Origin of the sequence: Haladaptatus sp. DYF46 (assembly GCF_021083305.1) — an archaeon.
Taxonomy (GTDB): Archaea; Halobacteriota; Halobacteria; order Halobacteriales; family Haladaptataceae; genus Haladaptatus.
Window position 1 is genome coordinate 425,457 of record NZ_JAJFAY010000001.1, and the last position, 24,929, is coordinate 450,385.

A 24,929-nucleotide genomic window follows, 5' to 3' on the forward strand; every position below is an offset into this window, starting at 1 on the left:
CCCCGAAATCGAAAGCCGTAGGCTTAACTCCGACCGACGGTAACGCCCGATAATGGAGTTCGGGGAGTTCGCCGACACGGCCGCGGAAATCGAGGAGTTGAGCGCGGATAGCGATATCATCGACGCCGTCACCGACCTCCTCTCGTCGGCGAACGACGACCTCGAAGTACTGGCCCGGTTCGTTCAGGGGCGCGTGTTTCCCGCGTGGGACTCCACGACGCTCGACATCGGGCCGAACCTGTGTTACACCGCCGTCGCCCGCGCCGCGGGACAGAACGTCTCGGCGGACGACGTGGAGGACCGATTGGCCGAAATGGGCGACATCGGCGCAGTCGCGGCGAGTTACGAGTTCGGCGGCCAACAGGGACTCGCCGCCTTTGGCGGTGGACGGGACGAGTTGACGGTCGCAGAAATCGCGACGAAACTCGAGGATTTGGCGAACGTCGAAGGGTCGGGGAGTCAGGACACGAAAATCGACATCCTCTTCGGGCTGTTCAACCGCACGGGGTCGCGGGAAGCGCGGTATCTGGCCCGCCTCGTCCTCTCGGAGATGCGAATCGGCGTCGGCGAGGGGACGGTTCGAGACGCCATCGCGGCGGCGTTCGACGTACCGGTCGAGTCGGTCCAGCGGGCCTTGCAGGTGTCGAACGACTACGGGCGGGTCGCCCGCGTGGCCGAAGCGGAGGGCGAGGACGGATTGGACGAACTGCAACTCGAAGTGGGCAGGCCGGTGCAAGCGATGCTGGCACAGGCGGGCACCGTCACGGGCGCGCTGGAGGACTGGGAAGAGGCGGGCGTCGAATGGAAGTTCGACGGCGCGCGGGTGCAACTGCACTACGACGGCGAGGACGTCCGAATCTTTTCGCGGAACATGGAGGAGGTGACGGACCCGCTGCCGGAAATCGCCGAGTACGCCGAGGAGAATCTCGCCGTCCCGGCCATCGTCGACGGCGAAGTCGTGGCGATGGACGACGGGGAACCCCTGCCGTTTCAGGAGGTACTGCGGCGGTTCCGTCGCAAACACGACGTGGCGCGTGCCCGGGAGGAAGTCGCGGTGGAACTCCGGGCGTTCGACTGCTTGCACGTCGACGGCGAGGACTTGCTGACCGCACCGCTCGCGGAACGCCACGACCGATTGCAGGAAATCCTCTCCGGCGGCGTGTCCGCGCTATCCATCACCGGCGACGAGGACGAAATCGCCGATATCGAGGCGAACGCGCTCGACGCGGGCCACGAGGGGATCATGCTCAAACGTCCCGACTCGACGTACTCGCCGGGACGGCGCGGGAAGAACTGGCGGAAGCGAAAACCCGACGTGGAGACGGTGGACCTCGTGGTCACGGGCGGGGAGTGGGGAGAAGGCAGACGTGCGAGCTTCCTCGGCACGTTCCTCCTCTCCGCGCGGACTGGAGACGGCGGGTTCGAAACCCTCGGCAAGGTGGCGACGGGCATCACCGACGTGGAGTTGGCGGAGTTGACGGAACTCCTCGAACCGCATATCGCCACGCAAGACGGTCAAACGGTCGAACTATCGCCGGAAATCGTCTTCGAGGTTGGCTACGAGGAGATACAGCGATCTCCGACCTACTCGTCCGGGTTCGCGCTCCGATTCCCGCGATTCCTCGGCGTGCGCGACGACAAGACGCCTGACGCCGCGGATTCGCTGGAACGGATCGAGCGACTAGCGGAGATGCAGTAAGGATCGAAATCCGACGATGTGCCCTCTCGTCATGCCGTCGCGGGCGGAACGATTACTTTCACCCGTCACGACGACGTGAACGATGCCGAACTGGCGCGAGCGAGCGCGGGACCTCCGGCACGAAGTCACGGCGCTAGCGTTCGCGGGTCGGGACCCGCGAACGCCGTGGTATTCGAAGGGTATCGTGCTCGTGACCGTCGGCCTCGCGGTCAGCCCCATCGACCCGATTCCAGACTTCATTCCAGTTCTCGGCTACGCCGATGACATGATATTCATCCCACTCGGCGTGTATCTCGCCCGGCGAGGGATTCCGGAGGAGGTGATAGTCGACGCCCGCGAGCAGGCCAAAAATCGTGACGTCGACGACGGTGCAGTCGGGTGGGGAGTCGCCCTCCTGATTCTCCTGTGCTGGGTCGCGGTGGGGCTCCTCGTCTGGCACCTCCTTACCTGATTCGACCGCTTCCCGAACGCTTTTGTTCGCGACCGTCCCTACGAAACGCATGACGGTTCGACACGACGGCGTGACGGTGGATTGGCTCGGCTATGCGACCGTGCGCCTCGAAACCGAGGACGGCTTCGTCGCGTACCTCGACCCCGGACGGTACGGCGTTTTGACCGGTGAGTGGGAACCGGACACCCCGGATGTCGGCCATCCGGAACCCGTAGATTATCGGGCGAAGGACGGGGACGCGGTGTTCGTCACCCACAACCATCACTACGATTCCGACGGCATCGAGCGCGTCGCGAGCGAAGACGCCACGGTCGTCGTGTACGAGGGCGTGGACGCGGACGAAATCGACCGGGACGTGACGCCGCCCGCCGAACTCCCCTACGACGTCGTGGAAATCGGCGAGGAGGACCACCTGACGGTCGGGGACTGCGAAGCGTGGTCGGTTCCGGCGTACAACGAGGAGAACGGCCCGAACTGCCGGGAGAACGGCGAACCACACCACCCGAAGGGATTCGGCGTCGGCTACCTGCTGTCGCTCGACGGGACGACGGCCTTCTGGCCGGGCGACTCGGACGCCTTGGAGGGCCACCGGGCGCTCGACGTGTCGCTGTTCCTCCCTCCAATCGGTCGCAGTTTCACCATGGACAGACATAGTGCGGCCGCGCTAGCCGCGGACCTCGACCCGGACCTCGTCGTGCCGATTCACTACAATACGTTCGCGGCGCTCGAAGCGGACTCGACGGCGTTCGCGGAGGACGTCGAGAACAGGGGCATCGCAGTCACGGTGGACGAAAACTGAACGCGGAGAGATTTGTTCACACGACCGAACCCTTCACTGCAACACAATCTTCTTGAGGTGAGGGCGAGATTGTTCACGCATGCGTCCCCACGGTTCCTCCAACTTCTGTTCGCAGTGCGGCTCGGCGCTCTCCCCTAGCGATTCTTTCTGTTCGCAATGCGGTCGCGCGGTCGGCCCGGGGGAAAACGGTAGTAGCCGCTACACTACCGACCACCATCCGCGGGACCTCGGATTTCGCCGCCGGGTGGAAGACCTCACGGTCGAAGGGTGGGACGTGAAACACGATTACGGCGACCGAGTGGTGATGATAAATCGCGGGTTCGGGTCGATTCCCCTCCACATCCTCCTGCTCATGACGACGAGCGGCGTCGGCAACCTGCTCTACGCGTGGTACTGCTATTCGCCGGGTGCGGAGCGAATCGAACTGCGTGCGGACGGTTCGGAGGAGTATCTCGAAGACGAGGGGTTGTCAACCGACTGGACGACAAAGAGCGCCCTTGGGTTCGCCGTGAGTTCCGTCTTCGGTGCCTTCGGCGTCCTGTTCGGGTTGTTCCTCCTCTTGACCAACTGGGCCGGTGCGGGATTGGTCTTCGGGACCGCCTCGCTCCTGCTGGGGTTGTTTTTACTCCTACTCGCCCCCAAGCACGTCCCCGGATTCGAATCCCCGACGACGTTCGGTCGGGTTCGCTCGACGGACGAAAAGACGGTTTTCGAACCGGCCACGCCCTGCTCCGTCTGTGCCGAACCGGTCGGCAACGGCGTGAAGCGGACCTACCACGAGCGCACGTATTTCGCCGGAATCCCGGTGAAGACGCTCAACGAGGGCGACAACCACTACTGCCGGTCGTGCGCCCGCGGGGACTTTACCGACGGGGTCGCCGGGTTCGAAACCGATTCGGCCGGGACCGGCGAAACCGAGTTCGTCTGAGGTGCGTTCAATCCGAGAGGCCGCCGTCCAGCGCGTCGGCGACGGCGAGAACGGCGAGAAAGATACCCGCCACGCCGGCGAGCCAAGACAGGGACGGATTCGAGACGCGCACCGAATAGGTCGTCAACACCCAGACCAACCCGCAAATCATCGCGCCGACGCCCGTCAGTTTCAGGTTCAGCCAGTTCGGCATACTGCTTTCGTACGCACCCTTCCGTCATGAGAGTATCTACTGCTTGCGGTGAACTCCCATCCCCACGGAAAATCGGAAAACGCGAAGTCGGTTCAGATGATACCCATGTCCGAAAGCCGCTCCGGAAGATAGGTGTCGGTCACGAAATCGAGACCGTGGGAGGCGAGCGCCTGCTGTTCGGACTTCTTCTCGATGTCGAGTTGGAGTTCTATCTGCTCCCGCCAGTAGTCGGTCTGATAGCGCGGGTCTTCGAGTTCACTTTCGAGGGCGTTCCTGTCCGAATCGCTCAGCGGGTCGGTCGGCAGGTCGTACTCCACGATGTCCTTCGGTTGGATGCCGATGAACTTCGCCTCGGGCGTGGCGAGGTAGTCGCTCAGGTGCGCGCTCTTGATGGACCCGTAGGCGACCGACCCGTAGATGCGATAACTCCACGGGTCACCGTCGGTGAAGACCGTGACCGGCAGGTCTAACTCCTCGTGCAGGCGCTTGGTCAGGCGGCGGGTCGCCCGTGCCGGTTGGCCGCCGAGGTGGACGATGATCGTCTTGTACTCCTCGTCGAACCCGTTCTCGACGAGTCGGTCGCGCATCCCACCGGTCTCCACGCAGAGGACGAAGTCCGCGTCGTGGTCGAGGAACTCGATGGTGTCGGGGTTGTTCGGAATCTGGTAGCCGCCTTGTCCAACGTCGTCCTGGCAGTGAATCTCCCGGTCGCCCCGGTTGGTCTGCTCCCGGAGCAACAGCGGACCCATCACCTTCGCACCGGACTCCTCGGGTCGCATGTGGAAGTCCTCGCGGGTCACGTTCGAGACGATTTCGAGGTCCTCTATCAACTGATTCGACTCGTCTTGGGTGGAAAACTGCGCCTCCTCCGCGTCCCACGACTCGGAGAGATAGTACAACTCACGAAGGGTCGAGGAGCGGTCTTCCTCCAACTGATTCGCGAGGAAATCGATGGTGTACACCGCCTTCAGCAGTTTTCTCGCCCCGCGAACGCTGTTCGCGCTCCGGGTACTCTTCCGGTCGCCGTACACCCAGACGTGGTCGTCTTCGTCGTACTCGATGTTGCTCTTCGTCCGGGTCGGGATGGACATCTCGGGTATCTGTCCGCCCGCGAACTGGTCGTAGAACTCCGCGGCGAGGTCGATGAGTTTCGCTTGGGCTTCTGCGTTGTCGTTGTCCGTACTCATGTGTTGTTGGTCAGTCGCTCGTCTTCGATTCCTTCGACCGTTACGGCGTCGAACGATACGTCTTCCGCGACGGTGTACTCGAGAACGGACTCGTCACCGCTCTCGACGGTCGGTTCCCACGTCACGAACCACTCGCCGTCCATCTCGACGGCGGTCGCGCCGTCCGAGAGGTTCCGGGGTTCCGTCGCCACGATTTCGGTCAACTTCGGCGATTCGTTGGTCGAACCGTGGTTCTCCACGATGAGTTTCACCGTGTCCTCCTCGACTTCGCGTTCGACCAGCACGTTGTTCATGATGCGCGCCAGCGAGTCGCCGATTTCGAGTTCCTGCCGCCCGGTCACGGCCGAGAGCTTTTCGGCCATTTCGGGCAGGATGGTGGCGATGACGTTCTGTTTCTTCTGGCGCTTTTTGAGGGACTGGCGCTTGTTGAGGTACGATTTGAGTTCGCGGGCCGCCTCCCGGATCGCCAACTCGATCTCGTCCTCGATGGCGGGGACGTTCGCGATGGCGTCCTTGGATTCGCTCGTGAACGGGACGTTCGTGGACGCCACGTGAATCATGATGACGACCGGTCCGTTCGGCACGCCGCGGCCGCCGGGTTGGTCGAGGTTGTAGTTGCGCCAACCGATGGACTTCACCACGTCCGTCGTCGCACAGGCACCGCGCTGGTAGACCAACGGCACGCGGTTCGCAAAGCGGAGGAGTTCCGCCGTCCCTTCGGCCTGCAAGTCCCCGCCGTATGCGATTCCGGCCTCCACGATGAACGGGTCGCCGCCGTGAACGTCCGCGTCGCGGGTCGCCGCCGCGTAGAAGTCCGCATCGTACTCCTTGCGGAGTCCGGCCTCCACGAGATCCGCGGTGATGGGCGACAGGCAGTTGGTCGGCGGCGAGATGATGTCCGTCTCCTTCATCGCATCGAGGAGTTCGCTCGCGGTGTCCCGAGTGTTCGCGACGTCGCGGACCCTCGGAACGTCGTCCGGGACCGTCACCATCGACTCCCAGATGGCCTCGGCGACGTTCTCGCGGGCCGTCTCGCCTATCGTGGCGTCCTCGCGCTCCTCGGTCATGTCGGCCGCGCGGTTGACGTACTCCGAGAGTTGCTTTTTCGTCGCGCGGTCGTGACCCTCCTCGCCGTCGAACTTCGCGGCGATGCGCTCGGCGAGGGCACGAACCGTCTCGTCGTCCTTTCGGACGCTCGTCGCGTCGTCAACGAGTTCGTACAGGTCGGTCACGCGGTCGTTGGTTATCGCGTCCCACGCCGCGTCGAGGGCGTTTTCCCGTACCGTCGCGCCGAACGAGGTTCCGAACGCGTCCTCCGTTTCGTCGGCGGCGACGGCGATGACCCCACGCAGTTGGTGGTGTGAAATTCGGTCGCTCTCCCCGGCCCGTTCGGCGACCGTTTCCGCGAACGCGCTGGTCGCGTCCGCACCCTTGTTCGCCACTGCCCCTTCGACGGCAGACTCGATGTTCACTTCCTCGTGGGTCTGGGGCGGTCGCCACGCGGCCTCCCGACCGAAGTGTCGGTCGCGGAAGTTCTCGATGACGTTCTCTGACGTCTTCTTGCCGACGCGGGTGAACTCCTCCTGCAGGAATCCGGAGATGCTGTGTGAATCGGTGCTTCCGAGCATCTTCAGGACCGTCCCGAGTTCGACGCCGTGCGGGTGCGGGCGAATCTCCTCGGTTTCGGCGGGGAGACTCGCACCCTCGGCGCGTTCGAACACCATCTCGTCGCCCTCTTCCATTCCCGGTTCCTCGAAGACGATCTTCGCGTGCGGATTGACGACGGCGGTGTGTTTGATGTACCGAAGGAGTTGCTGGCGCGCGCGCATGTTCGCTTCCATTTCGAGTTCGATGCGCGTGCCGTGCGTCCCGACGAGTTCGCGGCCGACGGGCGGCGTGTCGGATTCGTTCTGAATCTCGGGTTCGTTCTCGTCGGTGTCGATGATGAGTTCGAAGTAGCGCTGTCCGTCGCTTCCCTTCGGTTTACTCGTGATTTTCGCGGGCTTCCCGCTCGTCAGTTGGGAGTACAGGACGGCGGCGGAGATGCCGATACCCTGCTGACCGCGGGACTGCTCGCGCTTGTGGAACCGCGACCCGTAGAGGAGTTTCCCGAACACTTTCGGAATCTGCTCGCGGGTAATTCCCGGCCCCTCGTCCTCGACGATGAGTCGGTAGTAGTCGCCGACTTCCTCGATTTTCACGCGGACGAACGGTTTCAATCGGGCTTCTTCGGAGGCGTCGAGGGCGTTGTCGACCGCCTCCTTGACGGCGGTGACCAACCCCCGGGCACCGCTGTCGAAGCCGAGCATATGCTTGTTCTTCTCAAAGAACTCGGCGATGGAGATCTGACGTTGACTTTCCGCCAACTCTTCGGCGATCCCCTCCTCGCCGAGCGTAGACTGCATCGAAGGCATTCTTCGGGCGTATTTATCCTCGCGGACGTTAAAACTGCGCCGATGAAGCGGAGTGAAAGTGAAAGTGACGTCGGAGGGATCTCTCTCGACCGATAATGGCGTTTCACGGTTCGGAAGCGCGGTTTGTACCCCGCTCGTCGGACCCGTTCGCGACGTACCGAGTCGTCCTTCGAACTATCGGTGTGCTTACGTCTCGGAACCCCTTTGACGGGGTAGGGGCGGTCGAAGGTACTGTTCCACGTCCGGCAAACCGGTCCGGAGTCGACGCGGGGGGTGGGGTCGGGCTTTTCTCTCTTCGAGGAGGGGAAGGAGGAAAGGGTCGGGGGAAGCTAATTTTAATTGCCACCGCGCGCGCGTGCGTGAACTTTATCAGTGGTGCCTTCCTACTAAAAATCAGAATTTATGAGCGACGGAGATGAGTATAGCGCCGGGCAGATACAGGTTCTTGAAGGGCTCGAAGCCGTTCAAAAACGACCGGCAATGTATATCGGTTCTACCGACTCTCGTGGGTTACATCACCTCGTCTACGAAGTGGTGGACAACTCCATCGACGAGGCGTTAGCCGGTTACTGTGACAGTATCGACGTAACGATTCACGAAGACGACTCCGTCAGCATCGCGGACGACGGACGCGGGATTCCCGTGGACCGCCACGAGGAGTACGACATGCCCGCACTGGAGGTCATCCTGACCGTCCTCCACGCCGGCGGAAAGTTCGACAACAAGTCCTACCAAGTGTCCGGCGGCCTCCACGGCGTCGGTATCTCCGTGGTGAACGCCCTCTCGGAGAAGTTCGAAGTCGAGGTGAAACGCGACGGTGCCGTCTGGCGACAGACGTTCGAGCGCGGTAACCCCGCGGGGGAGATGGAGCGCGTTCGAGACATGCGCGACGACGAGGAAACCGGCACGTACCAGCGGTTCTGGCCCGACACGGAAATCTTCGAGACGACGGAGTTCACCTACTCCACGCTCGAAAACCGCCTGCGAGAACTCGCCTTCCTCAACTCCGGCGTCGAAATCGTCCTCGACGACGAACGCGACGAGGAGAAAGGCGATACGTTCCGCTACGACGGCGGCATCCGCGAGTTCGTCGAATACCTGAACGAAACGAAAACCGCCCTCCACAACGAGGTCATCTACTTCGAGAACGAGGACGATAACATCCAAGTCGAAGTGGCAATGCAGGCCACCGACGAGTTACAGGGGTCGATCCACGCCTTCGCCAACAACATCAACACCCGCGAAGGTGGCACCCACCTGACCGGGTTCAAAACCGCCCTCACCCGCATCGTCAACGACTACGCGAACGACAACGACATGTTGGGCGACATCGAGGAGAACCTCCGCGGCGAGGACATCCGCGAAGGGTTGACCGCCGTCATCTCGGTCAAGCACCCCGACCCGCAGTTCGAGGGACAGACCAAAACGAAACTCGGCAACAGCGAGGTCCGTGGCATCGTCGAAAGCGCCGTTCACGAGGGACTGTCGGTCTACTTCGAAGAACACCCGGACACCGCACAGGCCGTCATCCTTAAAGCGGTCGAAGCCGCGAAGGCCCGGAAAGCCGCGAAGAAGGCCGAGGAACTCACCCGTCGAAAGAGCGCGCTCGAATCGAGCGCGCTGCCGGGCAAACTCGCCGACTGCCAGTCGCGCGACCCGACAAAATCCGAACTGTTCGTGGTGGAAGGCGATTCGGCCGGGGGCTCAGCCAAACAGGCCCGTGACCGCGAGTTCCAAGCCATCCTGCCGCTGTTCGGCAAGGTGTTGAACGTCGAGAAACACCGACTCGACCGCGTGCTGGAGAACGAGAAGATTCGAAACTTCATCACGGCCATCGGATCCGGCGTCGGCGAGGAGTTCGACATCGACGAGACGCGCTATCACAAGATCATCATCATGACCGACGCGGACGTGGACGGAGCGCACATTAGGACGCTCTACCTGACGCTCCTCTATCGCTACATGCAACCGCTGTTGGAGGCCGGCTACGTGTACGCCGCCCAACCGCCGCTGTACCGCGTTCGCTACCGGGGCAAGACGTACGACGCGATGACCGAGGAGGAACGCGACCAAATCATCGAGGAGAAATGCAACGGGAACCCCTCGCAGGTCCAGCGGTTCAAGGGACTGGGCGAGATGAACCCCGAGCAGTTGTGGGAGACGACGATGAACCCCGAAAACCGCATCCTCAAACAGATAACCATCGAGGACGCCGCGGCGGCGGACAAGATGTTCTCGGTGCTGATGGGTGACGCCGTCGGGCCGCGAAAGCAGTTCATTCAGGATCACGCCACCGAAGCGGAGTGGGTCGATATATGAGTTCAGACACACCGGACAATCCGGATCTCCCGGACGAGGTAGCGGAGAAGGTACGGAACGTCCGCGTCGAGGACGAGATGGAACAGAGCTACATCGACTACGCGATGTCGGTCATCGCGGGTCGTGCGCTCCCCGACGTGCGCGACGGGTTGAAACCCGTCCACAAGCGCATCCTCTACGCGATGCACCGGTCGGGCGTGACGAGCAACGCGAGTCACCGCAAATCCTCGAACATCGTCGGGGACACCATGGGCGACTTCCACCCGCACGGCGACCAGTCGATCTACGACGCGCTCGCACGGATGGCACAGACGTTCTCCATGCGCTATCCCCTCATCGACGGGCAGGGGAACTTCGGCAGCGTGGACGGCGACCCGCCGGCGGCGATGCGGTACACCGAGGCCCGGATGGACTCGCTGTCCGAGGAGATGCTGGCCGACATCGAGATGGACACGGTGGACTTCAAACCCAACTACGACGGGCGCTTGGAGGAACCGGAAGTCCTCCCCTCGGCGGTGCCGAACCTCCTCATCAACGGGTCGTCCGGCATCGCCGTCGGGATGTCCACGAACATCCCGCCGCACAATCTGGGCGAGGTCATCGACGCGACGGTCGAACTCATCGACAACCCGGATGCGACGATAGAGGACCTGATGGAGTACGTCAAGGGACCGGACTTCCCGACCGGTGCGAACATCGTCGGTCGGAACGACATCCATCAGGCGTACAAAACCGGACGGGGACGCCTCCGCGTCCGCGCCGAGTACGAGGTGCAGGACGACCGCATCGTCATCACGGAACTGCCGTTCCAGACGAACAAGGCGCGACTCATCGAGCGCATCGCCGACCACGTCAACGACGGCACCATCGACGGCATCCGCGACCTGCGTGACGAGTCCGACCGCGACGGCATCCGCGTCGTGGTGGAACTCAAGCAGAACGCGATTCCGGAAGTCGTCGAGAACCAACTGCTGAACCACCGCCTCGAACGAACCTTTAGCATCATCTCACTGGCGCTCGTCAACGGCCAGCCGAAAGTCCTGACGCTGAAGGAACTGCTCCAGCACTATTTGGACCACCGCCGCGACGTCGTCAGGCGGCGCAGCGAGTTCGAACTCGACGAGGCGGAAGAACGGGCACACATCCTCGAAGGGCGACTGCGCGCGCTCGACAACATCGACGACGTGGTCGAACTCATCCGCAACGCGGAGGACCGGGACGGCGCACGGAGCGGGTTGCAGGCGACGTTCGACTTCTCGGAGAAGCAGGCCGAACACATCGTTCGGATGCAACTCGGGAGCCTCACTTCGCTCGAAGCAGTGGAGATCGAGTCCGAGTACGAGGACGTGACGGCGCGCATCGAGCGCCTCGAAACCATCCTCGGCGACGAGTCGGAACTCCTCGGCGTCATCAAGGAGGAACTCCTCGAAATGAAGGAGAAGTACGCCGACGATCGACGGACGAAAATCGTGGAGGACACGTCGGAAGTCACCCGCGAGGACCTCATCGCCGAGGAGGACGTGTTCGTCGTCGTCACCGAGCAGGACTACGTCAAGCGCATGCCGATCGACCGGTTCGACGCGCAGGGTCGCGGCGGCAAGGGTATCATCGGCGCGGACGTCAAAGAGGGCGACAAGATTTCGAAGGTGTTCCGCGCGAACACCCACGATTACCTCCTCTGCTTTACGAATCACGGGGAGGTCTATCGCCTGAAAACGTACGAGATCCCCGAGATGTCGCGCACGGCGCGCGGCAAATCCGCGGTCAACATCCTCGATTTGGAGCGCGACGAGGACATCACTGCCGTCATCACGACGGACGAGTTCGAAGACGACGAGTCGCTGAGCATGGTCACCCAGCAGGGGTACGTCAAACGAACCGCCGCGAAGGAGTTCGAAAACATCCACTCGACGGGGAAGATCGCCGCGCGACTCGAAGACGACGACAAACTCGTGGACGTGAAGGTGACGGACGGAACGAAGGACCTCCTCATCTCCACGAAGAACGGAATGACCATCCGCTTCGACGAAACCGAGGCCCGCGAGATGGGCCGCAACGCTCGCGGTGTCCACGGCATCCGATTGGACGAGAATGACGAAGTCGTCGGCATGGTCGCCGCGAACGGCGACGTCGATGACCTCCTCACCGTCACCCGGCGGGGGTACGGAAAGCGAACGAAACTCGCGGAGTACCGCGCCCAATCCCGCAACGGAAAGGGTCTCATCGACATCAAGACGGGCGACCGCAACGGATCGGTTACCGAAGTGAAAACCGTCATCGAGGACGATCACCTCGTCCTGATGAGCGAGCGGGGGCAAATCATGCGCATCCGGGCGGCGGACATCTCGGAAGTCGGCCGGAACACGATGGGCGTCACCGTGATGGACGTGGACGAGAACGACCGCGTGGCGAGCGTGGACATGATTCCCGCCGAGGCCGCGGACGCGATGCCGGACGATGCCGAGACGGTAGACGAGGAATCGGAACCGGTCGCCGACGAGTAACGGTCCCGGTGCGATTTCCGCTCGTTCTCTCTTTTTTCTCCTTTCTAACGTTCGGGTCGCTCGTCGGCACTACCGTCGAATCAGCGGAATTTTCGCGTTCACAGAAATCGGAATCTGGACAGCTACCGAGGCCGCAAAATTGACACTCCCGTTCGTCGCTAGCCGCCCCTCCGGAAAATCTCCGATTTTCCGGGCCGCCGACTGAATGGAGATGGCCGACGCGCCCCGCGCGTCGGCCATCGAAATGAAGGAGGCGTGCTTTTGGTCCAGATTTTTATCGAGGGTCGCGGAGCGACCCTCGCAATAAAAAGGTGGTTTTAGAGGATGCGTTTGCCCAGCGCGCTCGCCGCGAGTTCGGTGGCGAGCGCGGCGGTTTCGTTGTGTTCGTCCAGAATCGGGTTTACTTCCACGAATTCGAGCGACCGGAGGATGCCTTCGTCCCGGTTGCGCGTGGCGACGGTTTCGAGGGCGGAGTGGGCTTCGCGATAGCTGACGCCGCCGCGAACGGGCGTCCCGACGCCGGGCGCTTCCTTGGGGTCGAGCCAGTCCATGTCGAAGCTGACGTGGACCCCGTCCACGCCGTCGGTGGCGATATCGAGGGCCTCCTCCACGATTTCCGTGATACCGTGTTCGTCGATGTCGGACATGGTGAAGGTCGTGACGCCGCTCTCGCGGATGGCGTCGACTTCGGAGTCGTCCACGCTTCGAAGGCCGACGAGGACGACGTTTTCGGCGCGCAGACCGGTGGCGTTCGCCCAGTCGGTATCCGCGAAGTCATCGATGCCGAGCGCGCCGGCGAGCGGCATCCCGTGAACGTTACCGCTCGGCGAGGTCTTCGGGGTGTTGAAGTCGCTGTGCGCGTCGAACCAGATGGCCCCGATTTCGGCGTCGCGGGCCGCGCCGCCGAGCGTCCCCATGGCGATGGAGTGGTCGCCGCCGAGGACGAGCGGGAAGGCATCGTCGTCGATGGCGTCCGCCACCGTGTCGGCGAGGCGGGAACACACGTCCGCCGTCTCGCGGAGGAACTTGGCCTTGCCGTCCCTCGGTTCTTCGGTTTCCGGGTCGCGCTCCTCCGCGCGCGGAACGGTCAGGTCGCCGGCGTCGATCGCGGTCACGTCCGAGTTGGCGAGTTCCTCGGCCAGTCCGGCATAGCGGATGGCGGATGGTCCCATGTCCACGCCACGTCGGTTCGCGCCGTAGTCCACCGGTGCCCCGATTATCTGGACGGGTTTCGTCATGATTGAACGGACGGGTCGGGGGGGTTTCAAACGCTCCCTTTCGACCGGATGAAACTCTATTTAACCGAGGAGTTCCGACGGGTAAGGTACCGCGGTTCTCCCGGGATATTCGGCGGATTTAAGGAAATCAATTACCAAGATTCGTGTAATGTCTAGCATTGAGTTGACGCCTAGTCAGGAGACGATACTGACGGCATTGGTAAACTTGCACCGCGAGACCGAAGATGCAGTCAAGGGCGAGGACATCGCCGAAGAGGTCGACCGCAACCCCGGAACGATCCGAAACCAGATGCAGAGCCTCAAAGCGCTCCAACTCGTGGAGGGTGTCCCCGGCCCGAAAGGCGGGTACAAACCGACCGCGACGGCGTTCGAAGCGCTCGACATCCAGAACTTGGACACCGCCGCCGAGGTTCCCCTCGAACACAACGGCGAACCGGTCGAACAGAGCAACATCGAGGAGATCGACCTCACGAGCGTTCACCACCCCGAACTCTGCCGCGCCGAGATTCACCTTCGCGGATCCGTCCGCGACTTCCACGAGGGCGACTCGGTGAAGGTCGGTCCGACGCCCCTCTCGAAACTCGTCGTTGAGGGGACGGTAGACGGCAAGGACGACACCCGTAACATCCTCATCCTGAAAATCGAGGGGATGGAAGCACCGACCGAAGAGCCGAACCACTGATATCGACTCCGGTCGCGTTTCGTTTTTTTTTGACTCTCCGACGCTCGTCGTTCGCTTTCGGAAAGTATTATCGACGGACGCTCCAACTTCCACCGATGCACCGTCGAACTCCGATTCGGGTTTCGACCCGTCTGGTCGCCGTGTTGTGGTTCCTCATCGCCGTTTCCGGCCATGCACTGGCACACGGTGCGAGTTTGCAGGGGGACTCGAAATCCCTAGCCGTCCCGCTCTGGCTGTTCATCCTCACGGGCGGCGGCGTCGTGAGCGCGTCGTTCCTGCTCGCCAGTTTCATCACCGACCGGTCGTTCATCCGGACGATACACCAGTGGCAACGGTTCACGTCGCGGTCCGCCGACGGAGCCGTGTTCGTGACGAAAGTCGTCGGCGTTTTCGCCCTCCTCGCCATCGTCGCGGCCGGATGGTTCGGTCCGCAAACCGCCCGGGAAAACCTCGCCATCCTCGCCGTCTGGGTGGGGTGGTGGGCGGCGTACACGATATCGGTGTACGTCGTCGGGAACACGTGGCCCGCGTTCAATCCGTGGCGAACGGTCGGGGAACTCCTGCCCTCCCGTGAAGCGAATTATCCCGAGCGGTTGGGAGCGTGGCCGAGCGTCGTCGGCCTCCTCGCGCTCGTTTGGCTCGAAGTCATCAGCCCGCTCGCGGACAAACCCGAGATGCTGGCGGACGTTATCGCCGTCTATACCGTCGTCACGCTCGCGGGAATCCTGCTGTACGGCACCGAACGCTGGTTCGGGACGGTGGACCCCATCGCCCGCGTGTTTCGGTACTACGGACGGGTCGCCCCGCTCCGACGGACCGACTCGGGCTTCGAGTTTCAACTGCCCGGTGCGCGCCTGACCGAGACGAAACTCGTCACGGGATTCGACGAAGTCGGGTTCGTCGTCGCCATCCTCTGGGTGACGACCTACGACGGCTTCGTCTCCACGCCGCTCTGGTCCGACGTCGTCCGCCCCGTCGCCGATGCCGGCGTTCCGCTGAACGTCGCGTACCTCGCGGCGCTCCTCGGCGGCTACGGTCTGTTCCTCGGCGCGTACAGGGTGGCGACGCGGCTCTCCCGCGACACAGCGGACACGTACCTCACCCCGTCCGCAATCGCCCGGCGCTTCGCGCCGTCGCTGTTGCCCATCGCGGTCGGCTACCACCTCGCTCACTACGTGAGCTACTTCCTCTCGCTCTCGCCGACCCTGCTGGGCGTGCTGTCGAGTCCGCTCGATCCGCCGCAGGCCGTCTATATCGTCCTACCGGCGTGGTTCGGCGGCCTCAACATGGCGTTCGTCCTGCTCGGCCACCTCCTCGCGGTTTGGGTGGCCCACGCCACGGCGTACGACGTGTTTCCGAATCGAATGCAGGCGATACGGAGCCAGTACCCGCTCGTCGCGGTGATGATTCTGTACACGATGACCAGTCTGTGGATCGTTTCGCAACCGACACTCACACCACCATGACCACGACAGACTACAGCGTTCCGACCGGCGAATCGCCCCACGTGTGTGCCTACTGCGGCGACCCGTTCCGCGAGGAGGAGTACCTCGTACTCCACCACGGGTTGGAACACGGCGACGAACTTTCCGAGGACGAGGTCGCGGCCTTTTACGACGCCTACGAGGTGGAAACGGAGGAGCTGAAACACTTCCGTCTGAAGGCGCTCGGAATCCTCGTCCTGCTGTACTTCGGGTTCCTGTTCATCTACGCCATCATCGGCATCTCGTAGTTCCGCCGATGACTGGCTCCGCCCCGCCGATACGGTTAGGGCTTCCTCCGTCGTCTCGAACTCCATGCCCTCGATTCGTCACGCGACGGAAGCCGACGCCGAGCCGATTCTCGACCTTCGGTGTGCGGCCATCCGCGTGTTCGGCGTGGAGCGATACCACGAAGAGCAGGTCGAACGCTGGGCGGCACAACCGCTCGGGAGCGCACCCTACGTGGAGTCGATACGGAGCGAAACGGAATCCGTCCTCGTGGCCGAGGTGAGCGGCGAGCTCGCGGGGTTCGGCCGCGTCGAACCGGATACCGGCGTGGTCTCGGCGGTGTACGTCCATCCCGACCACGCACGGAACAGGGTCGGGTCGGAACTGCTTTCGCACCTCGAATCGCGGGCGAGGAACGCGGGAGTCGATTCGGTAACGCTTCACGCCTCCCTGAACGCAGTCCCGTTCTACGAGGCACGCGGGTACGAGCGGATTTCCACGGTAATACACGAAGTGACCGGCGGCGGCGAACTGGCGTGCGTGGAGATGGCGCGGAACATATCGGTCGCCTGAAAGCAGCAGAACGTCGATTTCCGGCCCGCAAACCAAAAGACACGAAACCCTCCGGTGTCTGGGTCGAGTATGAGCAATTACCTCGTTGCGATGGAGGCGGCATGGTTGGTACGCGATGTCGGCGATATCGACGATGCGATAGGCGTTGCGGTCAGCGAAGCCGGGAAACGGCTGAACCAGAAGAACATGGACTACGTCGAAGTCGAAGTGGGCGCGACGGGGTGTCCGGCCTGCGGCGAACCGTTCGACTCGGCGTTCATCGCGGCCCACACCGCGCTCGTCGGCCTCGTCCTCGAAATGAAGGTGTTCAACGCCGAGAACGAAGAGCACGCCCAACGTATCGCCAAGAGCGAAGTCGGCGGCGCACTTCGCGACGTGCCGCTCTCGATCGTCGAAACCATCGAGTTCGACGAGGACGAGGAGATCGACTTCGGCGAGGCCTGAACGGTCCGAACAATTTATACCATAACCGTTGGTAATTTCTACGTATGGAACTTCCGACACCCCAAGACCTTCGGGAACACCGAACCGACTTGGGACTCACACAGAGCGAACTCGCGGAGCGGGCGGGCGTCTCACAGCCGCTCATCGCCCGAATCGAGGGCGACGACGTGGATCCCAGGCTTTCGACGCTCCGGCGAATCGTGAACGCGTTGGAGGAATCGGAAGGTGACATCGTGCGTGCGGGTGACCTCCTGCACGAATCGGTCGTCAGCGTCGCACCCACCGATACCGTGAGCGAAGCGGTACAGAACATGCAGGATGCGGGCTACTCCCAACTGCCGGTCATCAAACAGGGCGTTCCCGTCGGCTCGATAAGCGAGAGCGACCTCGTTCACGTCAGCGAAGACGCCCGCGACGAGGCGGTTCGCGAGTTCATGGACGAGAGCTTCCCGACAGTCTCGAAGTCGGCGACGCTCAACGAGATCAGCAACCTTCTCGACCACTACAAGGCCGTGATGGTGACGGAGGAGGGCGAAACCATCGGCATCGTCACGGAAGCGGACATCGCGGCTCGGCTGTCGTAACCGATTCGGGGTGTCGGCCCGGATTTTCACCAGTCCATTGATGGGGGAGGACGACAATGTCTTCTCGAATAGCGATCGATATGCCGGACAGCAAGCCGAAACGTCGTGAGTCCGAATGAGCGTGACCGATTCGTTCCCCATGGACACGGGCGAGGAGGAGTCGGAAGTGACTCCGTTAGAACTGTTTTTCGATCTCGTGTTCGTGTTCGCCATCACCCAAATCACGCGGTTTCTCACCACGCATCTGACGTGGGCGGGTGTCGTGCGCGGCATCGCACTGCTCGCGGTAGTGTGGTGGGCGTGGGTCGGGTATTCGTGGCTGACGAACGCCATTCCGGCGGAGGAGGTCCTCTTCCAGCGCTCGGTCATCCTACTGGCGATGGCGGCCATGTTGGTGGTCGCACTGGCGATTCCGCGGGCGTTCACCGCCGACGCGGTCGTCTTCGCCGCCGCGTACTTCGTCGTTCGTGGGTTGCACGTCGTCCTCTATGGGCTCGCCACGCCGCCGGAAACGCGGGACGCGGTCCTCCGCCTCGCGCCGGGATTCCTCGGCGCACCCGTCCTCCTCATCGCCTCCGGGTTCGTGGGTGAGACGCTCCAGAGCGCGTTTTGGATCGCCGCGATCGCGCTGGATTACGGCGTCGCGCGGGTTCGCGGCGTCGAGGGGTTTCACGTTCAAGCGAGCCACTTCGTCGAGCGTCACAGACTCATCGTCATCATCGCCCTCGGGGAGTCGATCGTCGCCATCGGCGTCGGCATGGCCGGACTCCCCCTCGGGAACCGTCTCCTTCTCGGCGTCCTCGCCGGGTTCGTCCTCATCGCGACGCTGTGGTGGCTCTACTTCGATTACGTCACGCTCGCCGCCGAACGACGACTCGTCCGGGCGTCCGACCGCGAACGGTCGGTGCTGGCCCGCGACTCCTACAGTTACATCCACCTCCTCGTCATCGGCGGCATCATCTTCGTCGCGCTCGGCATCGAACAGACGGTAGCGCACGTCGGAACGGCGCTCGGCGTGATTCCCGCCGTCGCGCTGTGTGGCGGCGGAACGCTCTACCTCTGCGGTCACAACGCCTACCGGTTCCGCGACCACGGCACCATCAGCGTCGCGCGAGCCGTCGTGTCGATCATCGCGGTCCTGTTGATTCCGGTCGCCGTCGTCGTCCCGTCAGTCGTCGCGCTCTTACTCCTCACCGCGTTGTTCGTCGCGCTGGCCGGATACGAGACGGTTCGCTCCGAGGACCGGCGGGTCGTTCGGTCGGAATGACCGCTCAAATCACAATTTCACGACATCTTTTTCACGTGCCCCGTCGACATTCGTTCATGGGAATCGGGATTCGTCCGGCGAGGCCGAGCGACACGGAGGCGATACGACACGTCGCCGAGCGGGCGTGGCACTCGGCTCACGCACCGATCATCGGCACGGAGGCGACGAACGACTTCCTCGAACAGTACTACGACGCCGAGACCTTCCGCTCGCTCATCGAAATCGGAGAATCCATCCTCGACGTCGCCGTCGATGACGACGCGGGGGTCGTGGGATTCGTCGGTGCGAATCCCGTCGAAGGGTCCGCGACGTTCGATTTGGGTCGCATCTACGTCCTCCCCGGTCGGTGGCGCGAGGGAATCGGCGGACGACTGCTCTCCCACGTCGAGCGAACCGTCGAACGACGCGGCGGCGAGCGAATCCAACTCGGCGTCATGACCGAGAACGAACGCGCCGTCGAGTTCTACGAGTCGGCGGGCTACCGACGCGACGAGGAGTTCTACGACGAGCGGATCCACACGTCCGGATACCTGTACGTGAAGGAGTTGTAGAGAATTTTGGCGAGGTGGAATCAACAGATCGCGTAGGTGATGCCGACCGACCCGTCCTTCTGTATCTGTATGTGGATATTTCCGTAACACTCGTTCGTCTCGACCGTCGTACACTGCTTGTACCCCGTGTCGCTCGAACTGGCGTGGAGGAGTTGCGCACAGACGCGGAACGTCTCCACCTCGGTCCCCTCCGATCGTTCGAGATTGTACAGCGCGGCCGTGTCTCCCGGCCCGACCGGCCGAGTGACCGTGAAGACCGTTTCGTCCGTCACCTTTCGAACGACCCAGACGTGAATCGTTCGCTCCTCATCGTACCCGTTTTCGAGCCAGATGGTGTGGTCCGAGTCGAACGAACTCGTCTTGGACTCGAAAACGCACCCCGCAACGGCGAACGTGCCGACGGAGCCGAGCAGGGCGCGACGAGTCAGACCGGACATGGCGAGAACACCACGCCCTATTTAAATAAGTATTCTGGAACGATGAGTGTGAGCTACCAACTCCGCGTCGGAAGCAGGGCGAGGGCACCTGCCTTCCGGAGTTCACCGTCGTACGGGACGATAATTTCCACGTCGGTGCCATAGTCCGCGAGCAATTCCCGGCAAACGCCGCAGGCCGGGACGACCTCGAAATCACGGTCCTCGTCTGGAAGCGGATGGCGAACCGCGACCGATGTGATAAACTCGGTTTTACCGTCCGCGATGGCGCTCCCGAGTGCGACCGGTTCGGCACACATCGAGACGCGACCGACGTTCGCGGGCATGCTAACTCCGGTGTACACCTCCCCGGACTCGGTTCGGAGTGCAGCACCGACGATGTGCGCACCACCCCACTTTTCGGCGTCAAAGGCGGTTTCAGTGACCTCTTTGGCGCGTTCGATGAGTCGCTCGTCGGCGTCGGTCAACGGGTGAGTTTCGATAGAGATGTCGTCCACAACGATACTACCGAAGTGTGCCACATGTGCGTTCGGGTGGAAAATACCGAACGTTAGTCCAAACTCAATCCGCGAATTCCCACGCTGTCGCCCTCCTCGACGGCGCCGATAACCCGTCCGTCCGTTTCCGAGACGAGCGTTTCGGCATCGCCCTCGGGGAGCGCGACGACGAACCCGGTTCCCATGTTGAACGTGCGGTGCATCTCCTCGTCGGAGACGTTACCGCCGACCTGCACGAAGTCGAACACCGGTTGTGCGTCGAACGGGTCGTCGATTTCGTAGCGGTGGTCGCCCATCCGAAGGAGGTTCGTCCACCCGCCGCCCGTCACGTGCGCCGCGGCGTGCACGTCCCGCTGGCGGAGCGCGGGAAGCAGGTAGGTGTAGAGGCGCGTCGGTTCGAGGAGCGCCTCGCCGACGGTCCCCTCGCCGAGCGGAAAGTCGTCGTCGTAGTCGTGATCCTTCGTCGCGGCCTTGCGGGCCAGCGTGAGGCCGTTCGAGTGAATTCCGTTCGATTCGAAGCCGACGAGAACGTCGCCCACCTCGGCCTCGCCGGGGAAGATGGCGTCCTTCGGCGCGAGCCCGGCGCAGGCACCCGCGAGGTCCAGGCCGGAGATGACTTCCGGCATCACCGCGGTTTCGCCGCCGACGAGGGCGACGCCCGCCTCTTCCGCACCCGCCGCGAGTCCCTCGCCCACCTGTTCGGAGAACTCCTCGGTGGGTTCGTCCACGGCGAGGTAGTCCACGAATGCGACGGGTTCGACGCCGCTCGCCACGAGGTCGTTCGCGTTCATGGCGATGCAGTCGATGCCGACCGTCGAGTAGTCGCCGAGGGCCTCCGCGACGAGCAGTTTCGTCCCCACGCCGTCCGTCGCCAGCGCGAGATACTGGTCGCCGATATCGAGCAGTCCGGCGTAGTCTGTCGTGTTGTCGATGTCCGAAACCGCGCCGACGAGGGCCGCCGTCGCCGCTTCGCTCGCGTCGATGTCTACCCCCGCGTCGGAATACGTCAGTTCCTCTTCCTCAGTCATGGTGAAACGCGTGTTCCGGGTGAGTAAAGGTTTGCCCATCTCATGTTCGACCGCATATTCGGTTTCGATAAATTGGTCGCTACGAGTTGCAGTTGCGAATGACTGAATCGTAACGACCGGAAACTAGCCCTCGAAAGCCCCCACCCGCTCGCGGCACCGGAAGACGTTCCAGCTCACTTCGTTCGCGGGCATGCGACTTCCGTGCTCACACTCACTGCGTTCGCGTGAACCGCTCGGCGACATCTCGGCTCGACTCACTTCGTTCGTCTTCACCGAGAGGGGGTCGTCGAGACGACTAAAATGAACGCGGGCGAGTGGCCCCTTTCAGTCCCACCACATACCACCACATACCGCCACCGAACCGCAACAACCACTCCCTCCCCAACCGATTGCGTTTCTCGCTCACATTCGTTCGCTGCGATACTCATCCCTCGCGCGAACTGAGGCGAGACGGCTCGGACGTGAAGTCCTCGCCGTCCCGTCAGCACGCGGCATAGGAATTCGATTTCGATTACACACACGACGAACTAGCCGCGCGGCGCGTGCGCCAGCAACCCGAGGATTTCACATCCGAGGGCTGCTGGCAAGCGCGAGGGACGACTGAGCGAATGCGAAGGAGTCGGTTGGGGAGGATGTGGCGCGGTGGCGGTTGCTGTGCGCAAGCGGTCCGGGTGGGACTGAAAGGGGCCGTCCGCTCGGGCTTGCGTGGTTGCTGTGCGGGCCACTATTCTGGCCAAACGTGGCGGAGAGGCCAGAATATCCTGCACAGCGACCGCGAGCGGGTGGGGGCTTTCAACGACTGCTCCCCTGTAACTGCAATCGCAAAACAATCAAAGTCACTTCGTAGCGAGCGGGTAGGGGCTTTCGAAACCGCCTTCCTGACGATCTCATTTCTATCTCTCCCCGATTTAGCTGGAACTCGTAGCGACCGTGAGCATGATGAGGGCTTTCGAAGAGTGCTTCGCAGTAACCGATTCCAAAAAACCGCTCTCACGAAGCAGACGTGGTGGTCCGTTCCGAAAAAATTTCGAAACCGAAATATCGCGCGTTCGCTCGGTTTTACAGCACCAACAGCGCGTACAGCGCGAGCAGCACGCACGGGACGAGCGTGGCGAGGAAGACGGTCATGCTCCACTGTTGGACCTTCTTGCCGTCCAGCGGCCCCCACGGGAGCATGTTGAATCCGGCGAGGAGGAAGTTTATCTGCGCGCCGCGGTAGCCGATCTCCGTGACGATCGACGGCCCGACGAAGATGAGCGGGAAGAACAGGACGCCGAGGACGACGTTCGTCATCGGCCCCGCCAGCGCGATGAGGCCGTTTTCCCGCTCCGTGATCATCCCGCGGTGATACACCGCGCCGGGTGCCGCGAAGAGGAATCCGGCGAGTCCGCCGGCGATGGCCAACAGCAACATGCCGTAGTCGGCGCGGAACTCGGCGAGTTGCCCGAAGCGAATCGCCACCACCTTGTGGGCCAATTCGTGGAGGAGAAAGCCGATACCCGCCGTGAACAGCGAGACGACCAGTGCTCCGACGAACGTCGTGGACGAAAATCCCATGCCGGGTTGGAGGAGCGCCTCTCCAAATCCCGGTTGGAGAAAGAGCGTGAAGGCGAGGCCGAGTGCGGCCCACGCGACCAGCAGGTCGCGGAGTTCGCGCGTGCTGAACCGGATGTTCACGTCAGCGCACCCCAGATGACGTCGGCGCTGTTGTGTGCGCCCTCGACCATCAGCCGCGTGATTTCGCCGACGCCGCCCACCTGTGGACCGAGGAACGGCAGGACGACGAAGGGGAACAGGAACGTCGCTATCATGCTCCCGATGTTCGTCATGGCGACGACGGCGATGAGTCGGAACAGCGGCACGTCGAGCATTCGGGACATGATGTCGGCGAGGGGGAGTTCCTCGTCGCTCATGATGTCGTTGAGTTTGGCGATATCGCCGATGTTGACCTGTGTGTACTTGAGTTCCATGTAGCCGGCGAACCACCCGGGCGCGAGCAGCGGGTTGATGCTCGTCAGCCACGCGATTGCGCCGCCGACGATGGCGCTTATCCAGTGTGCTCCGGCGAGTTTCGCCAGTCCGAAGGCGAAGATGCCGTTGAACAGGAACCACGCCGCGAACACCTGAACGAGGAACGTGTTTCTGACCCCGGCCATCGCCAACAGGATGAAGAAGGCGAAGAAGGCCACCGTGATGAAGTAGCCGAACAGTTTGAAAAACGAGAATCGGCTCCCCTTCTCGGTGCCGACCAGCGACTCCATCGGCGGAAGCGTACTCGGGTCGTCGAGATATCCTTCGATACCCGCGCGGTGGCCCGCGCCGACGACGGCGATAACGCTGTGGCCCGCTTCCCGAAGCGAGACGAGTTTGTGTGCGATGAACGCGTCACGCTCGTCGATGAGGGCCTCCGCGCCGCCGGGGGAAAAGCGCCGGAACTCCTCCATCATCGCCGTGATGACGTCGCCGTCGGTGAGGTCTTCGATGTCGAACTCCTCGTCCAGTTCCTCCTCCTCTACCGTCCCGCTTCCGAGGAAGAACCCGCCGAGGACGCCGAGCACCATGCCGACGCCGACGCCGATGACGAGCGAGGAGAGGATTCGGAGTACGACCGCGCCGATTCCGGCGAGCGTCCCCGCGTCCACGACGCCGATGGCTCCCGTACCGGCCGCGAGGCCGACGGCGATTCCGAGTACCAAGCCGCCGCCGAGCGCGACGTCGATGCGCCTCGTCAGACCGCCCGAAAGCACGAGGCTTCCGAGGGCGAGTCCGGCGAAGGCACCGCCCGCGAGGCCGCCGACGAGTTGGAAGGTTCCGGCACCCGCGCCGAGGGTAAGCGTCGCGTTCAACCCGAGAAGCGGCGAGAGGAAGATGCCGAATATCATCGCGAAGAAGACGCCGAAGAGAGCGCCGAAGAGGAGTCCTATCGTGAGCGGGTCGGTCACGCCGATGGCGAGACTGCCCACCATCCGTAACTTCTCGCGAAGGCTCATCCGCGCCCAGAATCGCTGGATCGTCATCTGGATGTCGCGGTCTACCAGCGCGATGCCGCTCCCGTGTCGTTCGGCGGCGTCGATCGCGGCTTTCATGTCCGCACCGGGTTGGATGTCGAACTCCTCGCCCATGCGTGTCTGCACGTACGACAGCATCCAATACGCCAAAAACTGAAAGACGGTGTTGCCGTGAAGGAGGTCGGACGGGTCGAGGTCGTCCGCCACTTCCCCTTGCATCTGCCGGAAACGCCCCTCGTCGAGTTCGACGGCGACGATTTCCGGATTGTCCTCCTCGATGGCTTCTTCGACTCGCTCGACGCTCGTTTCCGAGACGTGAGCGGTTCCCACGACTCGTACGTCTCCCTCGCCGCCACCGGATGACGGCGGGTGCTGGTCGGTCATCAGTGACGTTACTCTCCCTCCATTTTTACCAGTATC

The 24,929-nt window shown here is 62.9% G+C and carries 23 protein-coding genes; 14 read left to right on the forward strand and 9 right to left on the reverse strand.

Annotation, left to right across the window (positions count from 1 at the left end):
* Positions 1–52: 52 nt before the first annotated feature.
* The 4 genes from ligA (at position 53) to LJF34_RS02365 (ending at position 3,877) form a co-directional block, all read left to right on the forward strand.
* Positions 53–1,699, forward strand: coding sequence for an ATP-dependent DNA ligase LigA (ligA, locus tag LJF34_RS02350; RefSeq protein WP_231183022.1), 1,647 nt, complete (start codon positions 53–55; stop codon positions 1,697–1,699).
* 82 nt (positions 1,700–1,781) lie between these two features.
* On the forward strand, positions 1,782–2,150 hold the full coding sequence (locus LJF34_RS02355; RefSeq protein WP_231183023.1) for a YkvA family protein: 369 nt from the start codon (positions 1,782–1,784) through the stop codon (positions 2,148–2,150).
* A 49-nt stretch (positions 2,151–2,199) separates the two neighbouring features.
* Complete coding sequence (locus LJF34_RS02360) at positions 2,200–2,949, forward strand: MBL fold metallo-hydrolase (RefSeq protein WP_231183024.1); 750 nt, start codon at positions 2,200–2,202, stop codon at positions 2,947–2,949.
* Positions 2,950–3,028: 79 nt separating this feature from the next.
* On the forward strand, positions 3,029–3,877 hold the full coding sequence (locus tag LJF34_RS02365) for a zinc ribbon domain-containing protein (RefSeq protein ID WP_231183025.1): 849 nt from the start codon (positions 3,029–3,031) through the stop codon (positions 3,875–3,877).
* Positions 3,878–3,884: 7 nt separating this feature from the next.
* Here LJF34_RS02365 and LJF34_RS02370 read toward each other — a convergent pair whose 3' ends face one another.
* The 3 genes from LJF34_RS02370 to LJF34_RS02380 all read right to left on the reverse strand — a co-directional run bounded on the left by LJF34_RS02370 (position 3,885) and on the right by LJF34_RS02380 (position 7,671).
* On the reverse strand, positions 3,885–4,070 hold the full coding sequence (locus tag LJF34_RS02370; protein WP_231183026.1) for a hypothetical protein: 186 nt from the start codon (positions 4,068–4,070) through the stop codon (positions 3,885–3,887).
* Between the two features lie 92 nt (positions 4,071–4,162).
* A complete protein-coding gene (locus LJF34_RS02375; protein WP_231183027.1) occupies positions 4,163–5,257 on the reverse strand; it encodes a DNA topoisomerase IV subunit A in 1,095 nt (364 codons plus the stop codon).
* Positions 5,254–7,671: a DNA topoisomerase VI subunit B gene (locus LJF34_RS02380; protein ID WP_231183028.1), complete on the reverse strand. Its 2,418-nt coding sequence runs from the start codon at positions 7,669–7,671 to the stop codon at positions 5,254–5,256. The genes LJF34_RS02375 and LJF34_RS02380 overlap by 4 nt, the downstream gene beginning before the upstream one ends.
* Before the next feature lie 402 nt (positions 7,672–8,073).
* On the opposite strand from LJF34_RS02380, the gene gyrB reads away from it, so the two are divergent.
* Together gyrB and gyrA are read left to right on the forward strand one after the other, a co-directional pair.
* On the forward strand, positions 8,074–9,990 hold the full coding sequence (gene gyrB, locus LJF34_RS02385; RefSeq protein WP_231183029.1) for a DNA topoisomerase (ATP-hydrolyzing) subunit B: 1,917 nt from the start codon (positions 8,074–8,076) through the stop codon (positions 9,988–9,990).
* Positions 9,987–12,494 carry a DNA gyrase subunit A gene (gene gyrA, locus LJF34_RS02390; protein WP_231183030.1) on the forward strand — a complete coding sequence of 836 codons (2,508 nt, stop codon included), beginning with the start codon at positions 9,987–9,989 and terminating at the stop codon, positions 12,492–12,494. The genes gyrB and gyrA overlap by 4 nt, the downstream gene beginning before the upstream one ends.
* A 317-nt stretch (positions 12,495–12,811) precedes the next feature.
* On the opposite strand, the gene rocF is transcribed toward gyrA, so the two are convergent.
* Entirely contained in the window at positions 12,812–13,732 is a 921-nt protein-coding gene (gene rocF, locus LJF34_RS02395) for an arginase (RefSeq protein WP_231183031.1), read from the reverse strand.
* A 148-nt stretch (positions 13,733–13,880) separates the two neighbouring features.
* On the opposite strand from rocF, the gene LJF34_RS02400 reads away from it, so the two are divergent.
* The 8 genes from LJF34_RS02400 (at position 13,881) to LJF34_RS02435 (ending at position 19,542) form a co-directional block, all read left to right on the forward strand.
* Positions 13,881–14,414, forward strand: coding sequence for an Rrf2 family transcriptional regulator (locus LJF34_RS02400; protein WP_231183032.1), 534 nt, complete (start codon positions 13,881–13,883; stop codon positions 14,412–14,414).
* A 95-nt stretch (positions 14,415–14,509) separates the two neighbouring features.
* Positions 14,510–15,880: a hypothetical protein gene (locus tag LJF34_RS02405; protein WP_231183033.1), complete on the forward strand. Its 1,371-nt coding sequence runs from the start codon at positions 14,510–14,512 to the stop codon at positions 15,878–15,880.
* A complete protein-coding gene (locus tag LJF34_RS02410) occupies positions 15,877–16,146 on the forward strand; it encodes a C2H2-type zinc finger protein (protein ID WP_231183034.1) in 270 nt (89 codons plus the stop codon). Before LJF34_RS02405 ends, LJF34_RS02410 begins: the two co-directional genes overlap by 4 nt.
* 64 nt (positions 16,147–16,210) lie before the next feature.
* Positions 16,211–16,696, forward strand: a complete 486-nt coding sequence (locus LJF34_RS02415; protein WP_231183035.1) for a GNAT family N-acetyltransferase — start codon at positions 16,211–16,213, stop codon at positions 16,694–16,696.
* Positions 16,697–16,765: 69 nt separating this feature from the next.
* The gene (locus tag LJF34_RS02420) at positions 16,766–17,140 is read left to right on the forward strand and encodes a DUF555 domain-containing protein (RefSeq protein WP_231183036.1); all 375 of its coding nucleotides are present in this window, start codon (positions 16,766–16,768) and stop codon (positions 17,138–17,140) included.
* A gap of 44 nt (positions 17,141–17,184) precedes the next feature.
* A complete protein-coding gene (locus LJF34_RS02425) occupies positions 17,185–17,724 on the forward strand; it encodes a CBS domain-containing protein (RefSeq protein ID WP_231183037.1) in 540 nt (179 codons plus the stop codon).
* A gap of 115 nt (positions 17,725–17,839) precedes the next feature.
* Positions 17,840–18,991, forward strand: coding sequence for a low temperature requirement protein A (locus tag LJF34_RS02430; protein WP_231183038.1), 1,152 nt, complete (start codon positions 17,840–17,842; stop codon positions 18,989–18,991).
* A 56-nt stretch (positions 18,992–19,047) separates the two neighbouring features.
* Positions 19,048–19,542, forward strand: a complete 495-nt coding sequence (locus LJF34_RS02435; protein WP_231183039.1) for a GNAT family N-acetyltransferase — start codon at positions 19,048–19,050, stop codon at positions 19,540–19,542.
* Positions 19,543–19,562: 20 nt separating this feature from the next.
* Here the strand turns inward: LJF34_RS02435 and LJF34_RS02440 are convergent, their stop codons facing one another.
* From LJF34_RS02440 to LJF34_RS02460, 5 genes are all read right to left on the reverse strand, one after another.
* Positions 19,563–19,979: a hypothetical protein gene (locus LJF34_RS02440; RefSeq protein ID WP_231183040.1), complete on the reverse strand. Its 417-nt coding sequence runs from the start codon at positions 19,977–19,979 to the stop codon at positions 19,563–19,565.
* Between the two features lie 53 nt (positions 19,980–20,032).
* Positions 20,033–20,473: a cytidine deaminase gene (locus LJF34_RS02445; RefSeq protein WP_231183041.1), complete on the reverse strand. Its 441-nt coding sequence runs from the start codon at positions 20,471–20,473 to the stop codon at positions 20,033–20,035.
* 53 nt (positions 20,474–20,526) lie between these two features.
* A complete protein-coding gene (purM, locus tag LJF34_RS02450; RefSeq protein ID WP_231183042.1) occupies positions 20,527–21,501 on the reverse strand; it encodes a phosphoribosylformylglycinamidine cyclo-ligase in 975 nt (324 codons plus the stop codon).
* A gap of 1,059 nt (positions 21,502–22,560) precedes the next feature.
* The gene (locus LJF34_RS02455; protein ID WP_231183043.1) at positions 22,561–23,178 is read right to left on the reverse strand and encodes a metalloprotease; all 618 of its coding nucleotides are present in this window, start codon (positions 23,176–23,178) and stop codon (positions 22,561–22,563) included.
* Positions 23,175–24,893 (reverse strand): TraB/GumN family protein, encoded by a 1,719-nt coding sequence (locus LJF34_RS02460; protein ID WP_231183044.1) that lies wholly within the window; start codon positions 24,891–24,893, stop codon positions 23,175–23,177. Before LJF34_RS02460 ends, LJF34_RS02455 begins: the two co-directional genes overlap by 4 nt.
* Between the last annotated feature and the right edge of the window lie 36 nt (positions 24,894–24,929).

What these genes read in the sequence shown, in the direction of transcription:
- ligA (WP_231183022.1), top strand. Translation starts at nt 53, where the DNA reads ATGGAGTTCGGGGAGTTCGCCGACACGGCCGCGGAAATCGAGGAGTTG.
- LJF34_RS02355 (WP_231183023.1), top strand. Translation starts at nt 1,782, where the DNA reads ATGCCGAACTGGCGCGAGCGAGCGCGGGACCTCCGGCACGAAGTCACG.
- LJF34_RS02360 (WP_231183024.1), top strand. Translation starts at nt 2,200, where the DNA reads ATGACGGTTCGACACGACGGCGTGACGGTGGATTGGCTCGGCTATGCG.
- LJF34_RS02365 (WP_231183025.1), top strand. Translation starts at nt 3,029, where the DNA reads ATGCGTCCCCACGGTTCCTCCAACTTCTGTTCGCAGTGCGGCTCGGCG.
- LJF34_RS02370 (WP_231183026.1), bottom strand. Translation starts at nt 4,070, where the DNA reads ATGCCGAACTGGCTGAACCTGAAACTGACGGGCGTCGGCGCGATGATT.
- LJF34_RS02375 (WP_231183027.1), bottom strand. Translation starts at nt 5,257, where the DNA reads ATGAGTACGGACAACGACAACGCAGAAGCCCAAGCGAAACTCATCGAC.
- LJF34_RS02380 (WP_231183028.1), bottom strand. Translation starts at nt 7,671, where the DNA reads ATGCCTTCGATGCAGTCTACGCTCGGCGAGGAGGGGATCGCCGAAGAG.
- gyrB (WP_231183029.1), top strand. Translation starts at nt 8,074, where the DNA reads ATGAGCGACGGAGATGAGTATAGCGCCGGGCAGATACAGGTTCTTGAA.
- gyrA (WP_231183030.1), top strand. Translation starts at nt 9,987, where the DNA reads ATGAGTTCAGACACACCGGACAATCCGGATCTCCCGGACGAGGTAGCG.
- rocF (WP_231183031.1), bottom strand. Translation starts at nt 13,732, where the DNA reads ATGACGAAACCCGTCCAGATAATCGGGGCACCGGTGGACTACGGCGCG.
- LJF34_RS02400 (WP_231183032.1), top strand. Translation starts at nt 13,881, where the DNA reads ATGTCTAGCATTGAGTTGACGCCTAGTCAGGAGACGATACTGACGGCA.
- LJF34_RS02405 (WP_231183033.1), top strand. Translation starts at nt 14,510, where the DNA reads ATGCACCGTCGAACTCCGATTCGGGTTTCGACCCGTCTGGTCGCCGTG.
- LJF34_RS02410 (WP_231183034.1), top strand. Translation starts at nt 15,877, where the DNA reads ATGACCACGACAGACTACAGCGTTCCGACCGGCGAATCGCCCCACGTG.
- LJF34_RS02415 (WP_231183035.1), top strand. Translation starts at nt 16,211, where the DNA reads ATGCCCTCGATTCGTCACGCGACGGAAGCCGACGCCGAGCCGATTCTC.
- LJF34_RS02420 (WP_231183036.1), top strand. Translation starts at nt 16,766, where the DNA reads ATGAGCAATTACCTCGTTGCGATGGAGGCGGCATGGTTGGTACGCGAT.
- LJF34_RS02425 (WP_231183037.1), top strand. Translation starts at nt 17,185, where the DNA reads ATGGAACTTCCGACACCCCAAGACCTTCGGGAACACCGAACCGACTTG.
- LJF34_RS02430 (WP_231183038.1), top strand. Translation starts at nt 17,840, where the DNA reads ATGAGCGTGACCGATTCGTTCCCCATGGACACGGGCGAGGAGGAGTCG.
- LJF34_RS02435 (WP_231183039.1), top strand. Translation starts at nt 19,048, where the DNA reads ATGGGAATCGGGATTCGTCCGGCGAGGCCGAGCGACACGGAGGCGATA.
- LJF34_RS02440 (WP_231183040.1), bottom strand. Translation starts at nt 19,979, where the DNA reads ATGTCCGGTCTGACTCGTCGCGCCCTGCTCGGCTCCGTCGGCACGTTC.
- purM (WP_231183042.1), bottom strand. Translation starts at nt 21,501, where the DNA reads ATGACTGAGGAAGAGGAACTGACGTATTCCGACGCGGGGGTAGACATC.
- LJF34_RS02460 (WP_231183044.1), bottom strand. Translation starts at nt 24,893, where the DNA reads ATGACCGACCAGCACCCGCCGTCATCCGGTGGCGGCGAGGGAGACGTA.